This window comes from Nonomuraea aridisoli, from assembly GCF_003236395.1.
In the GTDB taxonomy this organism is placed as follows: Bacteria; Actinomycetota; Actinomycetes; order Streptosporangiales; family Streptosporangiaceae; genus Nonomuraea; species Nonomuraea aridisoli.
In genome coordinates this window covers 1-17,001 of record NZ_POUD01000209.1, presented here as the reverse complement: position 1 = coordinate 17,001, position 17,001 = coordinate 1, and the positions used below count along the sequence as shown (strand labels likewise).

The following is a 17,001-nucleotide window of genomic DNA, read 5'->3' as shown; positions in this document are numbered from 1 at the left end:
ACGCGAGGCGCTGCGGCTGGGGCGGCTCCCCGGCCAGGCAGGATACGGCGTAGCCGCAGACGCGGCCCTGGCACCACCCCATGCCGGGGCGGGCCAGCAGCTTGACCGAGCGGGCGTCGGTGGCCCCCAGCCGCAGCGCCTCGCGTACGCGGGCCAGCGGCACCTCCTCGCACCGGCACACCAGGGTGTCGTCGCGCAGCCAGCTCTGCCAGCCGGGCCGCACCGGGTAGGCGTGCTGCAGCGCCTCGCCGAACGCCCGCCACTGCCTGCGCCGCCGCAGGAGCACCCCGTCGGTGCCACGGCGGGCGCCCGGCCGGGCCTCCGCCACGACGGCGCGGCCGGCGATGCGCCCCTCCACCTCGGCCTGCCGCCAGCCGGCCACGCCGGTGGGCTCGCCCGCGGCCCAGACGCCGGGGACGCTGGTGCGCTGGGCGGCGTCGACGCGCAGCACCGGGCTGCCGTCGGGGTCGCCGCGCGTCTCGCAGCCGAGCTGCGTGCCGAGCTCGATCTGCGGCACGAACCCGTAGCCGACGGCGAGCGTGTCGCAGGCGACGATCCGGGTGGACAGAACGTTCCAGTCGGGGTCGAGGCGGGCCACGGTGACGGCCTCCACCTCGCGCTCGCCGTGGGCCGCGATCACCGCGTGCCGCGTCCGGTACGGCACGCGGTGGCGGGCCAGCGCGGCGGCGTACCCGGCGGCCTCACCGGCCTTGCCCAGGGCCAGCAGCGGGTGGCGGGCCAGGCCGAGACCGCCGTTGGCCTCGTACACGCCGAGCACCCGCGCCCCGGCCCGGGCGAGGCCGGAGGCGACCGGCAGCAGGAACGGGCCGGTGCCGGAGATCACGACGCGCTTGCCGGCGAGCACCCCGCCGCCCTTGAGAAGCGCCTGCGCGCCTCCGGCGGTGAGCACCCCGGGCAGGTCCCAGCCGGGGAAGGGCAGCGGCCGGTCGTGGGCGCCGGTGGCGATCAGCAGCCTGCGCGCCCGCAACGTCACCGGCCGTTCGCCGGAGGAGTCGCGGGTGAGGGCGTGCACGGTGAGGTCGCCGCCGGGCTCGCGGGAGACGTTCCAGACCTGGTGGCGCGTCAGCACGTCGGCCCGCCCGTCGAGCAGGCGGGCCTGCAGGAGGAACCGGTCGAGCCCGGGCTCCTGCTTCGGCACGGCGGCGTGCCGGAAGTACTGGCCGCCGAGGCGCGCGCCGGAGTCGAGCAGCGCCACGCGCAGACCGGCCAGCGCCGCCGTGAGCGCGCCCGCCACCCCGGCGGGCCCGCCGCCGACCACCACGAGGTCGTACGGGGAGCGCGTCATGCCGTCGTCACCTCGTCCCCCGGCTCGGCCTCCAGCAGGCAGGCCCGTTCGGGCGGCCGCCCGTTGACCGAGATCAGGCAGTCGAAGCAGACCCCGATCCCGCAGAACAGCCCGCGCGGCCGCCCGCCGAACCGGGTAGCGCGCCACGACCGCACCCCGGCCGCGTGCAGCGCCGCGCCGATGGTCTGGCCGGGCACGACCGGCACCGGCCGGCCGTCGACGGTGATGTGGAAGGTCACGCGGCCTCCTCGGAGAAACGCTCGGGGCGGAAGGGACGCAGGTCGAGGTCGGGCCGCTCACCGGTGAGCAGCTGGGCGAGCAGGTGGCCGGTCGCCGGGGCGAGCCCGATGCCCGCCCCCTCGTGCCCGCACGCGTGGTAGAGCCCCGGCACGCGCGGGTCGGCGCCGATGACCGGCAGGTGGTCGGGGCAGTACGGCCGGAAGCCGCAGTAGGAGCGGATGGCGCGCACCTCGCGCAGCGCGGGGAAGAGCGCGACGGCCTGCTCGGCCAGCCGCGCCAGCACCGGCACCGACGTCGTGCGGTCGAAGCCGACCCGCTCCCTGCTCGCGCCGATGAGCACGGTGCCGGCGGGCGTGCCCTCGACGACGGCGGAGGTCTCCAGGCCGGCGGAGTCGCTGGCGACGTTCGTCACGTAGGCGGCGGTATAGACCTTGTGCCGGATGAGCGGCTCGCGCAGGGGTTCGGTGACGAGGATGAAGCCGCGCCTGGGCAGGATCGGCAGCTCGACGCCGGCCAGCGCGGCGATCTCGCCGCCCCACGTGCCGGCCGCGTTGACCACGGCGTCGCCGAGCACGTCGCCCTGGGAGGTGCGCACCCCCGTCACACGCCCGCCCGAGCGCAGGACGCCGGTCACGGTGACGCCCAGCCGCAGCCGCAGCGTGCCGCGGCCGAAGCTCTCGGCGCCGTGGCGCAGCAGGCTCGCGGCGGCCAGCATGGGCTGGACCTGCGCGTCCTGCGGGTAGTAGACGCCGCCGGCCAGCCCCTCGGCCAGGTGCGGCTCGTGGGCGCGCAGCTCGGAGCCGCCCACCACGGCGTGCTCGACACCCTGTTTGCCCGCCAGCTCGACGAGCTGCCGCTGGATCTCGCCCGTCTCGGCGACCACGAGGCCGCCCTTGGGCTCGAACTCGAACCCGCCGTGCTCGGACAGCGTCCGCCACAGCGCGTTGGAGAGCACGGCCAGCTCCAGCTCCGGCCCCGGCTCCTTGTCGGACACCAGGATGTTGCCCTCGCCCGAACCCGTGGTGCCGCCGGCCACCGGACCCCGGTCGACCACGGTCACGTCGAGGCCCGCGCGCGCGGCGTAGTAGGCGCAGGCGGCCCCCACGACTCCGGCGCCGACCACGATCACGTCGGACATCGTCACCTCCCTTCGGTAATATGTCACATACTTATACGCTTGAGAAGCCCGTTCCCGGTGGCGGGACCGGCCACTACGGCCCGTACCATCGATGCCGTGAAGCTACCCTCGGACTCTGCCAACCCTCTCGTGCGCCTCCTGCGGTCGTTCTGGGCGCCCACGACGCGGTCGATGCGAGGCTGGGCGATGGCGTCCGTGGTCGTCAACGCGGGCATCGCCGTGACCGGCGCCGGCGTTCGCGTCACCGGCTCCGGCCTCGGCTGCCCGACCTGGCCGAAGTGCACGCCGGACAGCTTCATCCCGGTCGCGCACCCCGAGGTCTCAATGATCAACATGGCGGTCGAGTTCGGCAACCGGCTGCTGACGTTCCTGGTGCTGGCCGTGGGAGCCGCCTGTGTGATCGCCGCGCTCCGGCTCGCGCCGCGCCGGCCCTCGCTGCTGAGGCTGGCGTGGCTGCAGCCCGCGGGCATCGTCCTGCAGGCGCTGTGGGGCGGGGTGGTGGTCAACACGCTGCTCAACCCGTTCACGGTCGGCATGCACTTCGTCTTCTCCATCGGGCTGATCTCCGCCTGCTGGCTGCTCTACGTCCGCGCGGGCGAGGGCGACGGCCCCCTGCGGCGGGTGGTCCACCGTGACCTGCGCAGGCTCGGCCACGTGCTGGTCGCCGCGACGTTCGCGCTGGTGGTGGCGGGCGTGGTGGTCAGCGGCACGGGGCCGCACTCCGGCGACGAGATGGCCTCGCGCTTCGACCTCGACATCGAGGCGATGGCCCGGCTGCACGCCGACGTCGCCTACCTCGTGGTGGGGCTGACGTTCGCGCTGCTGTTCGCGCTGCACGTCAGCGGCGCGCCGCGGACGGCCAGGAGAGCGGCCGGCGCGGCGCTCGCGGTCGAGCTGGCCCAGGGCGTGATCGGCTACACGCAGTGGTTCCTGGCCGTGCCGGCCGCGCTGGTCCTGCTCCACGTCCTCGGCTCCACGCTGGTCTGGATCTCCGTGCTGCGGGCCACGACCTCGCTGCGCACGCGCGAGCCCGAGCCCCTCCCCGCCGACCACTCCCCCACCGAAGCAGCCGCCGTCGCCTGAGCGGATATGCCAGGGTATGTGGCGATAGATCCGCCACTCCCCCGGCCCGGAAGGGGTGCGATTTGCGGGGAAAAGTCCGCCCCTCTCGGAAGGCGCTGCGCCGCGCGTACCAGGGGCTGGTGCTGCTCAGCGTGCTCGCCCTGGCGCCCATGACGTGGGCCTGGCTGGGCAGCTCGGCGCACCGGGTGACGGCCGAGGGCGCGGGCTGGCTCGCGCGGGTTCCCACGGCGCAGGCCGCGCTCGTGCTCGGAGCGGGCCTGTACGCCGGCCGCCCCACCCCCATGCTGGCCCGCAGACTCGACATCGCCGCCGACCTCTACCACGCCGGCAAGGTGCGGGCGCTGCTGCTGTCGGGCGACAACAGCCGCAAGGACTACGACGAGCCGACCGCCATGCGCGACTACCTGCGCGCCAGGGACGTGCCCGACGCGGTGATGGTGCTCGACTACGCCGGCTTCGACACCTGGGACTCGTGCGTACGGGCGCGCGAGGTGTTCGGCGCCGAGCGGGTGACCGTGGTGACCCAGGAGTTCCACCTGCCCAGGGCCGTCGTGTTGTGCCGCACGGCCGGGCTGGAGGCGTTCGGGGCCGGCGACGACTCCTCCCGCCGCTGGGCCGCCACGACCTACGTCTACGCCGCCCGCGAGTTGCTCGCCACCGCCAAGGCGTTCGCCGACGCGGTGGTCCTCGGCTCGGACCCGGTCTTCCCCGGGCCGCGCGAGGTCTCGCTCGCGCGGATCCTTGCCCAGCGCTGAGGTCAGCCCGGAGCGCCGGGCGCGTAGCCGGGCGGGGGTGAGCCCCTGGCCACCGAACGGGCGTGCAGGGCCGGCACCGGGAAGTCGGCGCGGGCCGTGCTCATGCACTCCAGCAGGGCCCGCTGCTCCTCGTGGAAGGTGTGCTCGTCGACCATGTGGCGGGCCGCGCGCTCGTGCAGCAGGCCGAGCTCGGTGGCGGCCAGCTGGTAGTCGCGCATCGCGCGCAGGCCCCGCTTGCCGCCGTGGGCCCTGGCCCACTGGCGGGCCTGGCGGCGCCGGGCGAACGCCGACAGCATGTAGATGTCGGCCTCGGTGACCAGCTTGGTCGGCTCGTACGGCGGCAGGTAGCGCTGGATGAGCGCCACGATGCGCCGCCGGTCGCGGAAGACCACGCCGATGAGCATGACCAGCACCACCAGCAGCACCAGGTAGGCCACCACGAGCCCGGGGAAACCGCCGTAGGAGGCCAGGCCGTTCCACAGCCCGTGCAGGATCATCGCACCCGACCAGCCCGCCAGCACGTACACCACCCGGTCGGAGCCGCCGCGCTGGGCAGCGTACGCGACGCCGACCCCGATCATGGAGCTGAACAGCGGGTGCGCCAGCGGCGACAGGATGCCGCGCAGCACCACGGTGACCGCCAGGCCCTTGACGCCCGAGGTGGACAGGGCCGCGATGTAGTAGCTGACGTTCTCGCTCATGGCGAAGCCGAGGCCGACCATGCTGGCGTAGATGATGCCGTCGGTCGGCCCGTCGAGCTCGGCCCGGCGGAACCTGAGCAGGCCCAGCAGCACCAGCCCCTTCATCGTCTCCTCCACCACGGGCGCGCCGAAGGTGGCCGCGATGTTGCGGGCGCTGGCCTCCGACAGCCGGGCGGTGTCGATGATGTAGTGCAGGTTGAGCGAGTTGATCACACCGGCGACCAGCACGGCGACACCGGCGCCCCACGCGAAGGCGAAGATCAGGTTGCTGCGCGGCTCGGGCTCCAGGCGGTCGAGCGCCAGCACCAGGGCCAGCAGCAGCGGCACCGGCGCCAGCGCCAGCATGAGCGCGATGAAGAACTGCACCGGAGCGCCGTTGACGAACACGTCGAAGGAGAACGAGACGAGCGCGCAGATGCCGGTGAGGACCAGCCCGATGATCAACGCGAACGAGGGGCGGTCCTTCAACACCCAGCGTGGATCACGGGTCGCCATGAAGTGACTTTAACGGATCAGGGCGGCGGGACGCCTACCAGGCGGAACGGGGGCGGCAGGTCAGGACAGCAGCGGGTCGATGGCCACGGCCAGGAACAGCAGCGCGAGGTAGGCGTTGGACCAGTGGAAGAAGCGCATGGGCCGCAGGTCGACGCCGCTCTTGCCGGCGTTGAGCCGGGCCAGCAGGCGGTGGACCTCCCACAGGCACATCGCGCCCAGCACGGCGGCCACGACGGGATAGAACAGTGTCGTGCCGGCCACCGGCCACAGCGCCAGCGAGCAGAGCACGGTGGCCCAGGTGTAGGCGATCGACTCCAGGACGACCCGCCGCTCGGTGGCGACCACGGGCAGCATCGGCACCTTCGCCGCCGCGTAGTCCTCCTTGTAGCGCATGGCGAGGGTCCAGGTGTGCGGCGGCGTCCAGAAGAACACGACGCCGAAGAGCACCAGCGGCGCCCAGTCGAGCCGCTCGGTGATGCCCGCCCAGCCGATCATCACCGGCATGCAGCCCGCGATGCCGCCCCACACGATGTTCTGGGCCGTGCGCCGCTTGAGGATCATCGAGTAGACGAGCACGTAGAACAGGATCGCGCCCAGCGACAGCAGCGCCGCGAGCCAGTTGGTGGTGACCCAGAGCCCAACGGTGGACAGAATCCCGAGCACGATGCCGAAGACCAGCGCGCCGCGCGGGGAGACCTGGTGGCGGGCCAGCGGGCGGCGCCGGGTGCGGCGCATCTTCTGGTCGATGTCGCGGTCGACGTAACAGTTGAGGGCGTTGGCGCTGCCGGCCGACAGCGTGCCGAAGACCATGACGGCGAGAGACGTCCACAGCGGGGGCAGGCCGCCCGCCGCGAGGAACATCACCGGCAGCGTCGTGATCAGCAGCAGCTCGATGATCCGCGGCTTGGTGAGCGCGATGTAGGCCTTCACGACCATGCCGATCGTGCGCGGCGACCCCGTCTGCGGTGAGGGGGCCGTCGCCTGCCTGTTGGTCAGCACCGTCAAGGCGCTTCCAGCCTGTGCGGAGTCAACGCGTAACCTCTGATTAGAGCGGATCCATGGGTGGGCGCCGTGACGCCTCTGCGAACAAACAAACTGTAGTCGCAGGGGCGGCCGGTCCGGCCAATGGGGGGCTTGAGCCCCCATGGAGACGCGAGGGTGGGATGGGAATCGCCGGAAGGCTCCACTCGGTTAAGGTCCCGTGTGGGCGGGATAGCCAACCGGTACATACCAATGACAACTAGACTCCGGAGATCGAGCTTGAGCACCGAACTCGTGCCAGCCCTTGAATGGACCGACCTCGACAAGAAGGCGGTCGACGTCGTTCGAGCCCTGGCGATGGACGCAGTGGAGAAGGCGGGCTCGGGTCACCCCGGCACCGCGATGAGCCTGGCTCCCGCCGCATACCTGCTCTTCCAGCGTGTGATGCGCCACGACCCGACCGACCCCGGCTGGCTGGGGCGCGACCGGTTCGTGTTGTCGTGCGGCCACACCAGCCTGACCCTGTACATCCAGCTCTACCTGTCCGGCTACGGCCTGACGCTCGACGACCTGCGGCGGCTGCGCCAGTGGGACAGCCTCACGCCCGGTCACCCCGAGCACGGCCACACCGCCGGCGTCGAGACCACGACGGGCCCGCTCGGCCAGGGTCTCGGCAACGCGGTCGGCATGGCCATGGCGGCCCGCCGCGAGCGCGGCCTGTTCGACCCCGACGCCGCGCCCGGCACCTCGCCGTTCGACCACCACATCTGGTGCGTCGTCAGCGACGGCGACATCGAGGAGGGCATCAGCCACGAGGCCAGCGCCATCGCCGGCCACCAGAAGCTGGGCAACCTCATCGTCCTGTACGACGACAACCACATCTCCATCGAGGACGACACCCTGATCGCCAAGTCGGAGGACGTCGTCGCCCGCTACGAGGCCTACGGCTGGCACACCCAGAGCGTCGACTGGACGGCCACCGGGGAGTACGTCGAGGACGTCCAGGCCCTCTACGACGCGCTGATGGCGGCCAAGGCCGAGACCGACCGGCCGTCGTTCATCCGGCTGCGCACGATCATCGGCTGGCCCGCGCCCAACAAGCAGAACACCGGCAAGATCCACGGATCGGCCCTGGGCGAGGCGGAGGTCGCCGCCACCAAGGAAGTCCTCGGCATGGACCCGGGCAAGACCTTCTTCGTGCCGGACGAGGTGCTCGAGCACGCGCGCGGCATCGCCCAGCGCGGCCGCATGCTGCACGCCGAGTGGGAGAAGGGCTACGCCGAGTGGCGCACGGCCAACGTCGAGCGCGCCGACGAGCTCGACCGCATCTCCCACCGCGTGCTGCCCAACGGCTGGGCCAAGGCGCTGCCGTCGTTCGAGACCGGCGCCTCGATGGCCACCCGCAAGGCCTCCGGCGAGGTGCTCAGCGCCCTCGCGCCGGTGCTGCCGGAGCTGTGGGGCGGCTCGGCCGACCTGGCGGAGTCCAACAACACCACGATGAAGGGCGAGCCGTCGTTCATCCCGGAGGAGTACCAGACGAAGGACTTCCCGGGTAACCGCTACGGCCGCACGCTGCACTTCGGCATCCGCGAGCACGCCATGGGCGCCATCCTCAACGGCATCGCCCTGCACGGCGGCACCCGCCCGTACGGCGGCACGTTCCTGGTGTTCTCCGACTACATGCGCCCCTCGGTGCGGCTGGCCGCGCTGATGAAGCTGCCGGTCACGTACGTGTGGACGCACGACTCCATCGGCCTCGGCGAGGACGGCCCCACCCACCAGCCGATCGAGCACCTGTGGGCGCTGCGCGCGATCCCCGGCCTCGACGTGGTGCGCCCGGCCGACGCCAACGAGACGGCGTACGCGTGGAAGGCCGTGCTGGAGCACACCGACCGGCCGGCCGCGCTGGCGCTGACCCGGCAGAACCTCCCGGTCTACGAGGGCACGAGCGCCGACGGCGTGGCGCGCGGCGGTTACGTGCTGCGCGAGGCGTCCGACGGCCAGCCGCGGGTGATCCTCATCGCCACGGGCAGCGAGGTGCAGATCGCGGTCGAGGGCCGGGATCTGCTGGAGGCACAGGGCATCCCGACGCGAGTGGTGTCGATGCCGTGTGTTGAGTGGTTCAACGGGCAGGAATCGGCATATAAGCAGACGGTTCTGCCCTCGTCGATCCGGGCTCGGGTGGCGGTCGAGGCGGGCGTCGCACTCGGCTGGCACCAGTACGTCGGCGAGTGCGGCGAAGTGGTCGGCCTCGAACACTTCGGCGCCTCGGCCCCGTACAAGACGTTGTACGAGCAGTTCGGGCTGACGCCGGAGCGGGTGGCGGCCGCGGCCAAGGCGAGCCTGGCCAAGCTTGGCCAGGACAAGGGCGAGACGACGGGAAACTGAAGAAGAGATGAGCGAGATCCTCAAGAAGCTGTCCGGCCAGGGCGTTGCCATCTGGCTCGATGACATCAGCCGTGAGCGCCTGCGCAGCGGCAACCTCGAACAGCTGATCCGCGAGAAGAACGTCGTGGGGGTCACCTCCAACCCGACGATCTTCGCCAGCGCCCTCAGCAAGGGCGACGCGTACGACGCCCAGCTCCACGACCTGGCCGTACGCGGCGTGGACGTGGGCGAAGCCGTGCGTTCCATCACCACCTACGACATCCGCTGGGCCGCCGACGTGCTGCGCCCGGTCTACGACGCCACCGGCGGCGTGGACGGCCGCGTGTCGCTGGAGGTCGACCCGCGCCTGGCCCGTGACAGCGAGAAGACGATCGCCGAGGCCAGGGCGCTGTGGTGGCTGGTCGACCGGCCCAACCTGCTCATCAAGATCCCGGCCACGGAGGAGGGCCTGCCCGCGATCACGCAGGCGCTGTCGGAGGGCATCAGCGTCAACGTCACGCTGATCTTCTCCCTCGAGCGCTACCGCGCGGTCATGGACGCCTGGCTGGCCGGCCTGGAGGCCGCGCAGGCCAAGGGCCTCAACCTGGCCACGATCGAGTCGGTGGCCTCGTTCTTCGTCAGCCGCGTCGACACCGAGATCGACAAGCGGCTCGACAAGCTGGGCAAGGCCGACCTGAAGGGCAAGGCGGGCGTGGCCAACGCGCGCCTGGCGTACGCGGCCTTCGAGGACGTGATGAACTCCGAGCGCTGGCAGCGCCTGCGCGCGGCGGGCGCCCGTCCGCAGCGGCCGCTGTGGGCCTCGACCGGCGTGAAGAACCCGGAGTACCCCGACACCCTCTACGTCGACCAGCTCGTCGCCCCCGGCACCGTCAACACGATGCCGGAGAAGACGCTGGACGCGACCGGCGACCACGCCAACATCTCGGGCGACACCATCCGCCCCTTCTACGAGCAGGCCTGGAACACCATGGCCGCGCTCAAGGAGGCCGGCATCGACTACGACGACGTGGTCAAGCTGCTGGAGGACGAGGGCGTGGAGAAGTTCGAGGCGTCCTGGAACGAGCTGCTCGAGAGCGTCACCAAGAACCTGGTTCCGTGATGGAGGTCTCCTACCGCGAGGAGGAGGTGGCCTCCGCCGCCTCCTCCGTCGCGGGGCGCCTCACCGCCCACGGCGTGCCCGAGCGGCTCGCCGGGGGCGACCCCACGTTGTGGGGCGAGGACGCCGAGGCGGAGGCGGCGGCCGGTCTCGGCTGGCTGGCGCTGCCCCGCTCCTCCCGCGAGCTGCTGCCCGAGCTGGGCGAGCTCGCGGGCCGGGCCCGCGCCGCGGGCCTGACGAACGTCGTGCTGGCCGGGATGGGCGGCGCCGCGCTGGCCGCCGAGGTCATCTGCGACACCTGCGACGTGCCGCTCACCGTGCTCGACACCACCGACCCGGCGCAGGTCCGCCGGGCCCTGGCCGAGCGGCTGGACGACACCGTCGTGGTGGTGGCGAGCAAGAGCGGCACCACCGTCGAGACCGACGCCCTGCTGCGCGTCTACGAGGCCGCCTTCGCCGAGGCCGGCCTCGACCCGGCCGGGCGCTTCGTGGTGGTCACCGATCCCGGCTCACCGCTGGAGAAGCGGGCCGTCGAGGCCGGCCACGCCCTCGTCACCGCCCGGCCCGACGTGCCGCCGGTGGGCGGCCGCTACGCGGCGCTGTCGGCGTACGGGCTGGTGCCGGCCGCGCTGGCGGGCGCCGACGTGGCGCGCCTGCTCGACGAGGCCGAGGAGGTGCTGCCGCTGCTGTCGCGTGACACCGGCAACCCCGGCCTCGACCTCGGCGCCGCGCTCGGCGGCGCGGCGCTGGCCGGTCGCGACAAGCTCGTGCTAGAAGACCAGCTGTCCGCCATCAACGGGCTGCCCCACTGGATCGAGCAGCTCGTCGCCGAGTCCACCGGCAAGCAGGGCAGGGGCATCCTGCCCGTCGTCGCCGCCGACCCCAACGGCACCGGCGACGAGCTGGTCGTCGCGATCGAGTCCGACGTCGGCGACGTACGCGTGGACGGCCCGCTGGGCGCGCAGTTCCTCGTCTGGGAATACGCGACCGCGATCGCCGCGCTGCTGCTGGAAGTGAACCCCTTCGACCAGCCCGACGTGGCCGAGTCGAAGGAGAACACCACCGAGCTGCTGACCTACCCCGACCTTCCGGCGGGCGCCCCGGCGTTCACCGACGGGCCGGTCGAGGTGTACGGCGCGGTGCGGGCCACCGACCTGCCGGGGCTCTTCGCCGAGGTGCTGCACGCGATCCCCGGCGACGGCTACCTGGCGGTCATGGCCTATCTCGACCGGCTGGCCGCGTTCGACGCGCCGGTGCCCGTCGGCGCCGACTTCGAGCAGATGACCGACGCCTGGATGATGGCCGACGCGGCGACGCTGCGGGCGCTGCTGGCGCTGCGCACCGACCGGCCGGTCACGTTCGGGTGGGGGCCCCGGTTCCTGCACACCACCGGTCAGTACCACAAGGGCGGGCCGCAGAACGGCGTGTTCCTGCAGATCACGGGGGAAGTGGCCGAGGACGTCGCGGTTCCCGGGCGGCCGTACACGCTGGGCCGGCTGCAGCTGGCCCAGGCGCTCGGCGACCTGGGGGCGCTGGAAACGCGCGGACGTCCCGCCGTACGCCTGCATTTGACCGACCGCGCGGCTGGAGTCGCGCGCTTGCTCGAAGCCGTACAGGAGGCTTGAGATGACTGACGACCCGGCAGCGCCCGTGGAGGAGGCCGTCACCGTGGCGGCCGCCGTCGCGGGCACCGCCACCACGCTGGAGGTGGAAGCCGCGAACCCGCTGCGCGACCCGCGCGACAAGCGGCTGCCCCGGGTGGCGGGTCCATGTGTGATGGTGTTGTTCGGCGTGACGGGTGACCTGGCCAAGCGCAAGCTGCTGCCGGCGATCTACGACCTGGGGAACCGGGGGCTGCTGCCACCGGGCTTCTCGCTGGTCGGCTTCGCCCGGCGCGATTGGAAGGACCAGGACTTCGCCCAGTTGACGTACGACGCCGTCAAGGCTCACGCCCGGACGCCCTTCCGCGAGGAGGTCTGGAAGCAGATCCGCGAGGGCATCCATTTCGTCCCCGGCGAGTTCTCCGACGACGGGGCATTCGACGCGCTGGCGATGGCGTTGAGCGAGATCGACGAGACCCGGGGCACGGGCGGAAACTACGCGTTCTACCTGTCCGTGCCGCCGAAGTTCTTCCCCATGGTGGTCAACCAGCTCAAGCGCACGGGGCTGGCCGACGCGCCCGAGGGGTCGTGGCGGCGGGTGGTCATCGAGAAGCCGTTCGGGCACGACCTGAAGTCGGCCCACGAGCTGAACGAGATCACCACCTCGGCCTTCCCGGAGAGCTCGATCTTCCGGATCGACCACTACCTGGGCAAGGAGACCGTCCAGAACATCATGGCGCTGAGGTTCGCCAACAACCTCTACGAGCCCATCTGGAACCGCGGGTTCGTCGACCACGTGCAGATCACGATGGCCGAGGACATCGGCATCGGCGGCCGGGCCGGCTACTACGACGGCATCGGCGCCGCCCGCGACGTGATCCAGAACCACCTGCTCCAGCTCCTCGCTCTGGTCGCCATGGAGGACCCGACCTCGTTCGAGGCCTCCGCGCTGCGCCGCGAGAAGGAGAAGGTGCTCAAGGCCGTGCGGCTGCCGGACAACCTGGCGCTCAACACGGCCCGCGGACAGTACTCGGCCGGCTGGCAGGGCGGCCAGAAGGTCGTCGGCTACCTGCAGGAGGAGGGCATCTCGCCCGAGTCCACCACGGAGACGTACGCGGCCATCAAGCTGGAGATCGCCAACCGGCGGTGGGCCGGGGTGCCGTTCTACCTGCGCACCGGCAAGCGGCTGGGCCGCCGCGTCACCGAGGTGGCCGTGGTGTTCCAGCGGGCGCCGCACCTGCCCTTCAGCGCCGACGACACCGAGATCCTCGGGCAGAACGCGCTCGTCGTCCGCGTCCAGCCGGACGAGGGCGTCACGGTGCGCTTCGGCTCGAAGGTGCCGGGCACGGCCATGGAGGTGCGCGACGTGTCCATGGACTTCGCCTACGGCGAGTCGTTCCTGGAGTCGTCGCCGGAGGCGTACGAGCGGCTGCTGCTCGACGTGATGATCGGCGACCCGCCGCTCTTCCCGCACCAGCGGGAGGTGGAGCTGTCGTGGAAGATCCTCGACCCGATCGAGGAGTTCTGGGCCACGCAGGGGCAGCCGGAGCCGTACGAGTCGGGTTCGTGGGGGCCGCCCTCGGCCGACGCCATGATGGCCCGCGACGGCCGCGTCTGGAGGAGGCTCTAGATGACCACGTTCATGTTGTCGGACACGACGGCCGGCAAGATCTCGGCTCAGCTCATGCACCTGCGCCACCAGATGGGCGCGCCGGCCATCGGCATGGTCCTGACGCTCGTCGTGGTGAGCGAGGAGCGCGACCAGTACGACGCGCTGCGCGCCGCCTCCGAGGCGGCCCGCGAGCACCCCTCGCGCATCATCGTGGTGATCAACCGCGAGCCGGAGGAGCCCATCCGGCTCGACGCCGAGCTGCGCATCGGCGAGTCGACGCCGGGCGAGGTCGTGGTGCTGCGCCTGTACGGCGAGCTGACCCGGCACGCCGACTCCGTCGTCAGCCCGCTGCTGCTGCCCGACACGCCCGTGGTGGCGTGGTGGCCGGGCAAGGCGCCCGACGAGCCCTCCAAGGACGCCGTCGGCGCGCTGGCACAGCGGCGCATCACCGACGCCAAGGGCTTCGACGACGGCGGCATCCGGTCCCTGGTGACGCGGGCCAAGGGGTACGCGCGCGGCGACACCGACCTGGCCTGGGCCCGGCTGACGCCGTGGCGCAGCCTGCTGGCCGCCGCGTTCGACCAGCCGGTGGGCCCGGTGCACGAGGGCGTCGTCGAGGCCGCCACCGGCAACCCGAGCGCGCCGCTGCTGGCCGCCTGGCTGTCCGATCGGCTCGGCGCCCCGATCAAGGTCATCGACACGCAGGGGCCCGGCCTCACGGCGGTGCGGCTGCGGCTGGACGAGGGCGAGCTGTCGGTCTCCCGTCACGACGCCCGCCTGGCCACGCTGTCCCGTCCCGGCCAGCCCGACAGGAACGTCGCCCTGGCGCGGCGGCAGACGTCGGAGCTGATGGCCGAGGAGCTGCGCAGGCTCGACACCGACGAGATCTACGAGGCCGCGGTCAAGCGGTTCGCGAGGACGTACAAGGGATGACCGTGACCACTCCCCACATCGTCGTGCACCGCGACGCCGGCGTCCTGGCCGAGGCCGTGGCCGCGCGGATCATCACGCGGCTGGTCGACGTGCAGTCCGCCACGGGGTCGGCGTCGATCGTGCTGACGGGCGGCACGGTCGGCATCGCGACGCTGGCGGCCATCGCGGCGAGCCCGGCGCGTGACGCGGTCGACTGGCGGCGTCTGGACGTCTGGTGGGGCGACGAGCGTTTCGTGCCGACCGGCGACAAGGAACGCAACGAGACCGGCGCCCGCGACGCGCTGCTCGACCACGTGGACGTGGACCCGGAGCGGGTGCACGTCATGCGCGGCCCCGACTCGGGCATGACGGCCGAGGAGTCCGCCGAGGCGTACGCCGCCGAGCTGCGCAAGGCGGCCCGGCCCGAGGACCACGGGCCGGTGCCGGAGTTCGACGTGATGTTGCTCGGCATGGGGCCGGACGCCCACGTGGCCTCGCTGTTCCCCGGCCTGCCGGCGCTGTACGACACCCGCACGGTGGTGGCCGTGCACGGCTCCCCCAAGCCGCCGCCCGTGCGCATCTCGCTGACGCTGCCCGCCATCCAGGCCGCGCGCGAGGTGTGGGTGGTGGCCGCCGGGGAGGAGAAGGCGGGCGCGGTCCGGCTGGCGCTGTCCGACTCAGGGCCCGTCCAGGTGCCGGCGGCGGGGGCCCGCGGCCGCGGCCGCACGCTGTTCCTGCTCGACCGCGCCGCCGCCGCGAAGATCCCTCCGGAGCTGGGCCGCCTGGCCTCCCCGTGACCCACCGGCCGGGCGGCGGGCTCGCGCCCGCGCGATCCGCCTCCCGGCCGCCCGGTCACGTCCCCGCGGCGAGGAGGGCGTCGATCTCCGCGAGGAGAGCCTGCTTGCGGGGCTCCGGCAGGTACGACGCGCGCACGCCGTTGGCTGCGAGGCGGGCCAGGTCCGCGCGGTCGAGGCCGAACACCTGGGCGGCCACCCGGTACTCCTCGGCCAGGGTCGTGGCGAACATCGGCGGGTCGTCGCTGTTGAGCGTGACGTACAGGCCCTCCTCCAGCATCCGCGGCAGCGGGTGCTCCTCGATGCCTGCGATCTGGCCGGTGCACACGTTCGAGGTGGGGCAGACGTCCAGCGGGAGCTGGGTGTCGCGCAGGTGGGCCACCAGGCGGGGGTCGGACAGGCAGGTGATGCCGTGGCCGATGCGCTCGGCGCCGTAACCCTCGATGACCTCCCAGATCGTCTCGGGCCCGCTCATCTCCCCGCCGTGCGGCACGCTGTGCAGGCCGGCCGCGCGGGCCGCCGTGAACGCCGACCGGTACGCGTCCCGATATTTCGCACGTTCCTGCTCTATGCCGCCGATGCCGAAACCTACCAGCGCGGCGGGAGGTTCGCGCAGTGCGTGCTCCAGCGTCACCTTGGCGGCCTCCTCGCCGTACTCGCCGGGGATGTCGAAGATGTACGCCATCTCCACCCCGTACTCCTCCCGCGACCGGCGGGCGGCCACGTCGAGTGCCTCGGTCACCTCGCGCATGGGCATGCCGACGATGTGGTGGGCGTACGGCGTGACCTGCAGCTCCGCGTACCGCGCGCCCTGCGCGGCGAGGTCGCGGGCCAGGCCGAGGACGAGCGTCGCCACGTCCTCCGGCTCGCGCACCAGTGCGTTGACCGCCCGGTACACCCGGGCGAAGTGCGGGAAGTCGCGGAAGGTGTAGAAGCGGCGCAGTTCCTCCTCGCTGGTGGGCACCTCGCTGCCGGGGTGCCGGCGCGAGAGCTCGAGGACGGTGCCGACCGAGGCCGAACCCACCAGGTGCACGTGCAGCTCGACCTTCGGAAGGGCTGCGATGAAGGCGTCGATGGTCATGCCGACGACCATAAGGCGGATATTTCCCCTGAAGACAGGCTTTCGGCTGGAATCTCACGTGAGAATGTCAGTTTCTCGATGGTTCCGCTAGGCTGGCCGCCGTGACCAACGCCGAAGCGTACGACCGCGGCTTCGCCTGCCTCACCTCCCACACGGTCGGCCCCCTCCTCGCCCCCGCCCGCGCGATCCGCGCCGGGCGCCTGCTCGACGTCGGCTGCGGCACCGGCGTGGTCACGGCGGCCGCCCTGGCGTTGGGCGCCGAGGTCACCGCCGTCGACGCCGACCCCGCCATGCTGGCGCTGACCGCCCGCCGCCACCCGTACGCCACCGTCCGGCGGGCGACGCTGCCCGAGCTGCCGTTCGCGGACGAGCGGTTCGACGCCGCGGCCGGAAACTTCGTCATCAACCACGTGCCCGACCCCGCGAGGACGCTCCAGGAGCTGCGCCGCGTGCTGCGCCCCGGCGGCTCGCTCGCGCTGACCTGGTGGAAGGCCGACGAGATGACGGCCACCGGCGTCATCGCCGACGCCGTCGCCGCCGCCGGGATCCCCTACGACCCGCCGCCCCGCCCGTTCTCCGCCTACGACACCCCATCGCGCTTCACGACCCTGCTGGAGGAGGCCGGCTTCAGCGACACGACGGTCGAGACCATCAGATGGCGCCACCACGTCGACCTCGGCTCCTGGTGGACCGACGTCATAGAAGCGGGCGGCCCCCGATTCGCCTTCATCACCGCCGAGCCGCCCGAGACCATCGCCCACATCAAGGCCCACTACCTACGCCTGTCGGCCCCGTACGCCCAGGACGGCTTCCCAGTC

15 protein-coding genes are annotated in these 17,001 nt (G+C 72.5%); 9 read left to right on the top strand and 6 right to left on the bottom strand.

Translation table 11 applies throughout. The features are described from left to right. The 3 genes from C1J01_RS34900 to C1J01_RS34890 form a co-directional block, all read right to left on the bottom strand. Positions 1-1,306, bottom strand: a 1,306-nt coding sequence (locus tag C1J01_RS34900; RefSeq protein ID WP_146615832.1) for an FAD/NAD(P)-dependent oxidoreductase, incomplete at its 3' end; no start/stop codon positions are given. Beyond that, positions 1,303-1,545, bottom strand: coding sequence for a (2Fe-2S)-binding protein (locus C1J01_RS34895; protein WP_220040253.1), 243 nt, complete (start codon positions 1,543-1,545; stop codon positions 1,303-1,305). The genes C1J01_RS34895 and C1J01_RS34900, both read right to left, overlap by 4 nt. Further along, entirely contained in the window at positions 1,542-2,684 is a 1,143-nt protein-coding gene (locus tag C1J01_RS34890; protein ID WP_111183228.1) for an NAD(P)/FAD-dependent oxidoreductase, read from the bottom strand. The genes C1J01_RS34895 and C1J01_RS34890 overlap by 4 nt, the downstream gene beginning before the upstream one ends. A 96-nt stretch (positions 2,685-2,780) precedes the next feature. Between C1J01_RS34890 and C1J01_RS34885 the strand changes: the two genes are divergently transcribed. Both C1J01_RS34885 and C1J01_RS34880 read left to right on the top strand, forming a co-directional pair. After that, on the top strand, positions 2,781-3,767 hold the full coding sequence (locus tag C1J01_RS34885; RefSeq protein WP_111183227.1) for a COX15/CtaA family protein: 987 nt from the start codon (positions 2,781-2,783) through the stop codon (positions 3,765-3,767). Positions 3,768-3,829: 62 nt separating this feature from the next. Then, a complete protein-coding gene (locus C1J01_RS34880) occupies positions 3,830-4,522 on the top strand; it encodes a SanA/YdcF family protein (RefSeq protein ID WP_220040252.1) in 693 nt (230 codons plus the stop codon). A 2-nt stretch (positions 4,523-4,524) separates the two neighbouring features. Here C1J01_RS34880 and C1J01_RS34875 read toward each other — a convergent pair whose 3' ends face one another. Together C1J01_RS34875 and C1J01_RS34870 are read right to left on the bottom strand one after the other, a co-directional pair. After that, positions 4,525-5,718, bottom strand: a complete 1,194-nt coding sequence (locus tag C1J01_RS34875; protein ID WP_111183226.1) for a PrsW family intramembrane metalloprotease — start codon at positions 5,716-5,718, stop codon at positions 4,525-4,527. A gap of 60 nt (positions 5,719-5,778) precedes the next feature. Further along, on the bottom strand, positions 5,779-6,723 hold the full coding sequence (locus C1J01_RS34870) for a heme o synthase (protein WP_111183225.1): 945 nt from the start codon (positions 6,721-6,723) through the stop codon (positions 5,779-5,781). 228 nt (positions 6,724-6,951) lie between these two features. Between C1J01_RS34870 and tkt the strand changes: the two genes are divergently transcribed. The 6 genes from tkt to pgl all read left to right on the top strand — a co-directional run bounded on the left by tkt (position 6,952) and on the right by pgl (position 15,105). Next, positions 6,952-9,087, top strand: a complete 2,136-nt coding sequence (tkt, locus tag C1J01_RS34865; RefSeq protein WP_111183224.1) for a transketolase — start codon at positions 6,952-6,954, stop codon at positions 9,085-9,087. Between the two features lie 7 nt (positions 9,088-9,094). Then, on the top strand, positions 9,095-10,186 hold the full coding sequence (gene tal / locus C1J01_RS34860; RefSeq protein WP_111183223.1) for a transaldolase: 1,092 nt from the start codon (positions 9,095-9,097) through the stop codon (positions 10,184-10,186). Then, a complete protein-coding gene (locus tag C1J01_RS34855; protein WP_111183233.1) occupies positions 10,186-11,808 on the top strand; it encodes a phosphoglucose isomerase-related protein in 1,623 nt (540 codons plus the stop codon). The genes tal and C1J01_RS34855 overlap by 1 nt, the downstream gene beginning before the upstream one ends. A gap of 151 nt (positions 11,809-11,959) precedes the next feature. Further along, positions 11,960-13,414 (top strand): glucose-6-phosphate dehydrogenase, encoded by a 1,455-nt coding sequence (gene zwf / locus C1J01_RS34850; protein WP_438943165.1) that lies wholly within the window; start codon positions 11,960-11,962, stop codon positions 13,412-13,414. Continuing rightward, a complete protein-coding gene (gene opcA, locus C1J01_RS34845) occupies positions 13,415-14,329 on the top strand; it encodes a glucose-6-phosphate dehydrogenase assembly protein OpcA (RefSeq protein WP_111183222.1) in 915 nt (304 codons plus the stop codon). It abuts the gene before it with no gap. A 2-nt stretch (positions 14,330-14,331) separates the two neighbouring features. Then, complete coding sequence (gene pgl / locus C1J01_RS34840; RefSeq protein WP_111183231.1) at positions 14,332-15,105, top strand: 6-phosphogluconolactonase; 774 nt, start codon at positions 14,332-14,334, stop codon at positions 15,103-15,105. Positions 15,106-15,160: 55 nt separating this feature from the next. Here pgl and add read toward each other — a convergent pair whose 3' ends face one another. Next, positions 15,161-16,183 (bottom strand): adenosine deaminase, encoded by a 1,023-nt coding sequence (add, locus tag C1J01_RS34835; protein WP_111183230.1) that lies wholly within the window; start codon positions 16,181-16,183, stop codon positions 15,161-15,163. Positions 16,184-16,284: 101 nt separating this feature from the next. Between add and C1J01_RS34830 the strand changes: the two genes are divergently transcribed. Next, on the top strand, positions 16,285-17,001 hold a 717-nt coding region (locus C1J01_RS34830), incomplete at its 3' end, for a class I SAM-dependent methyltransferase (protein WP_220040251.1).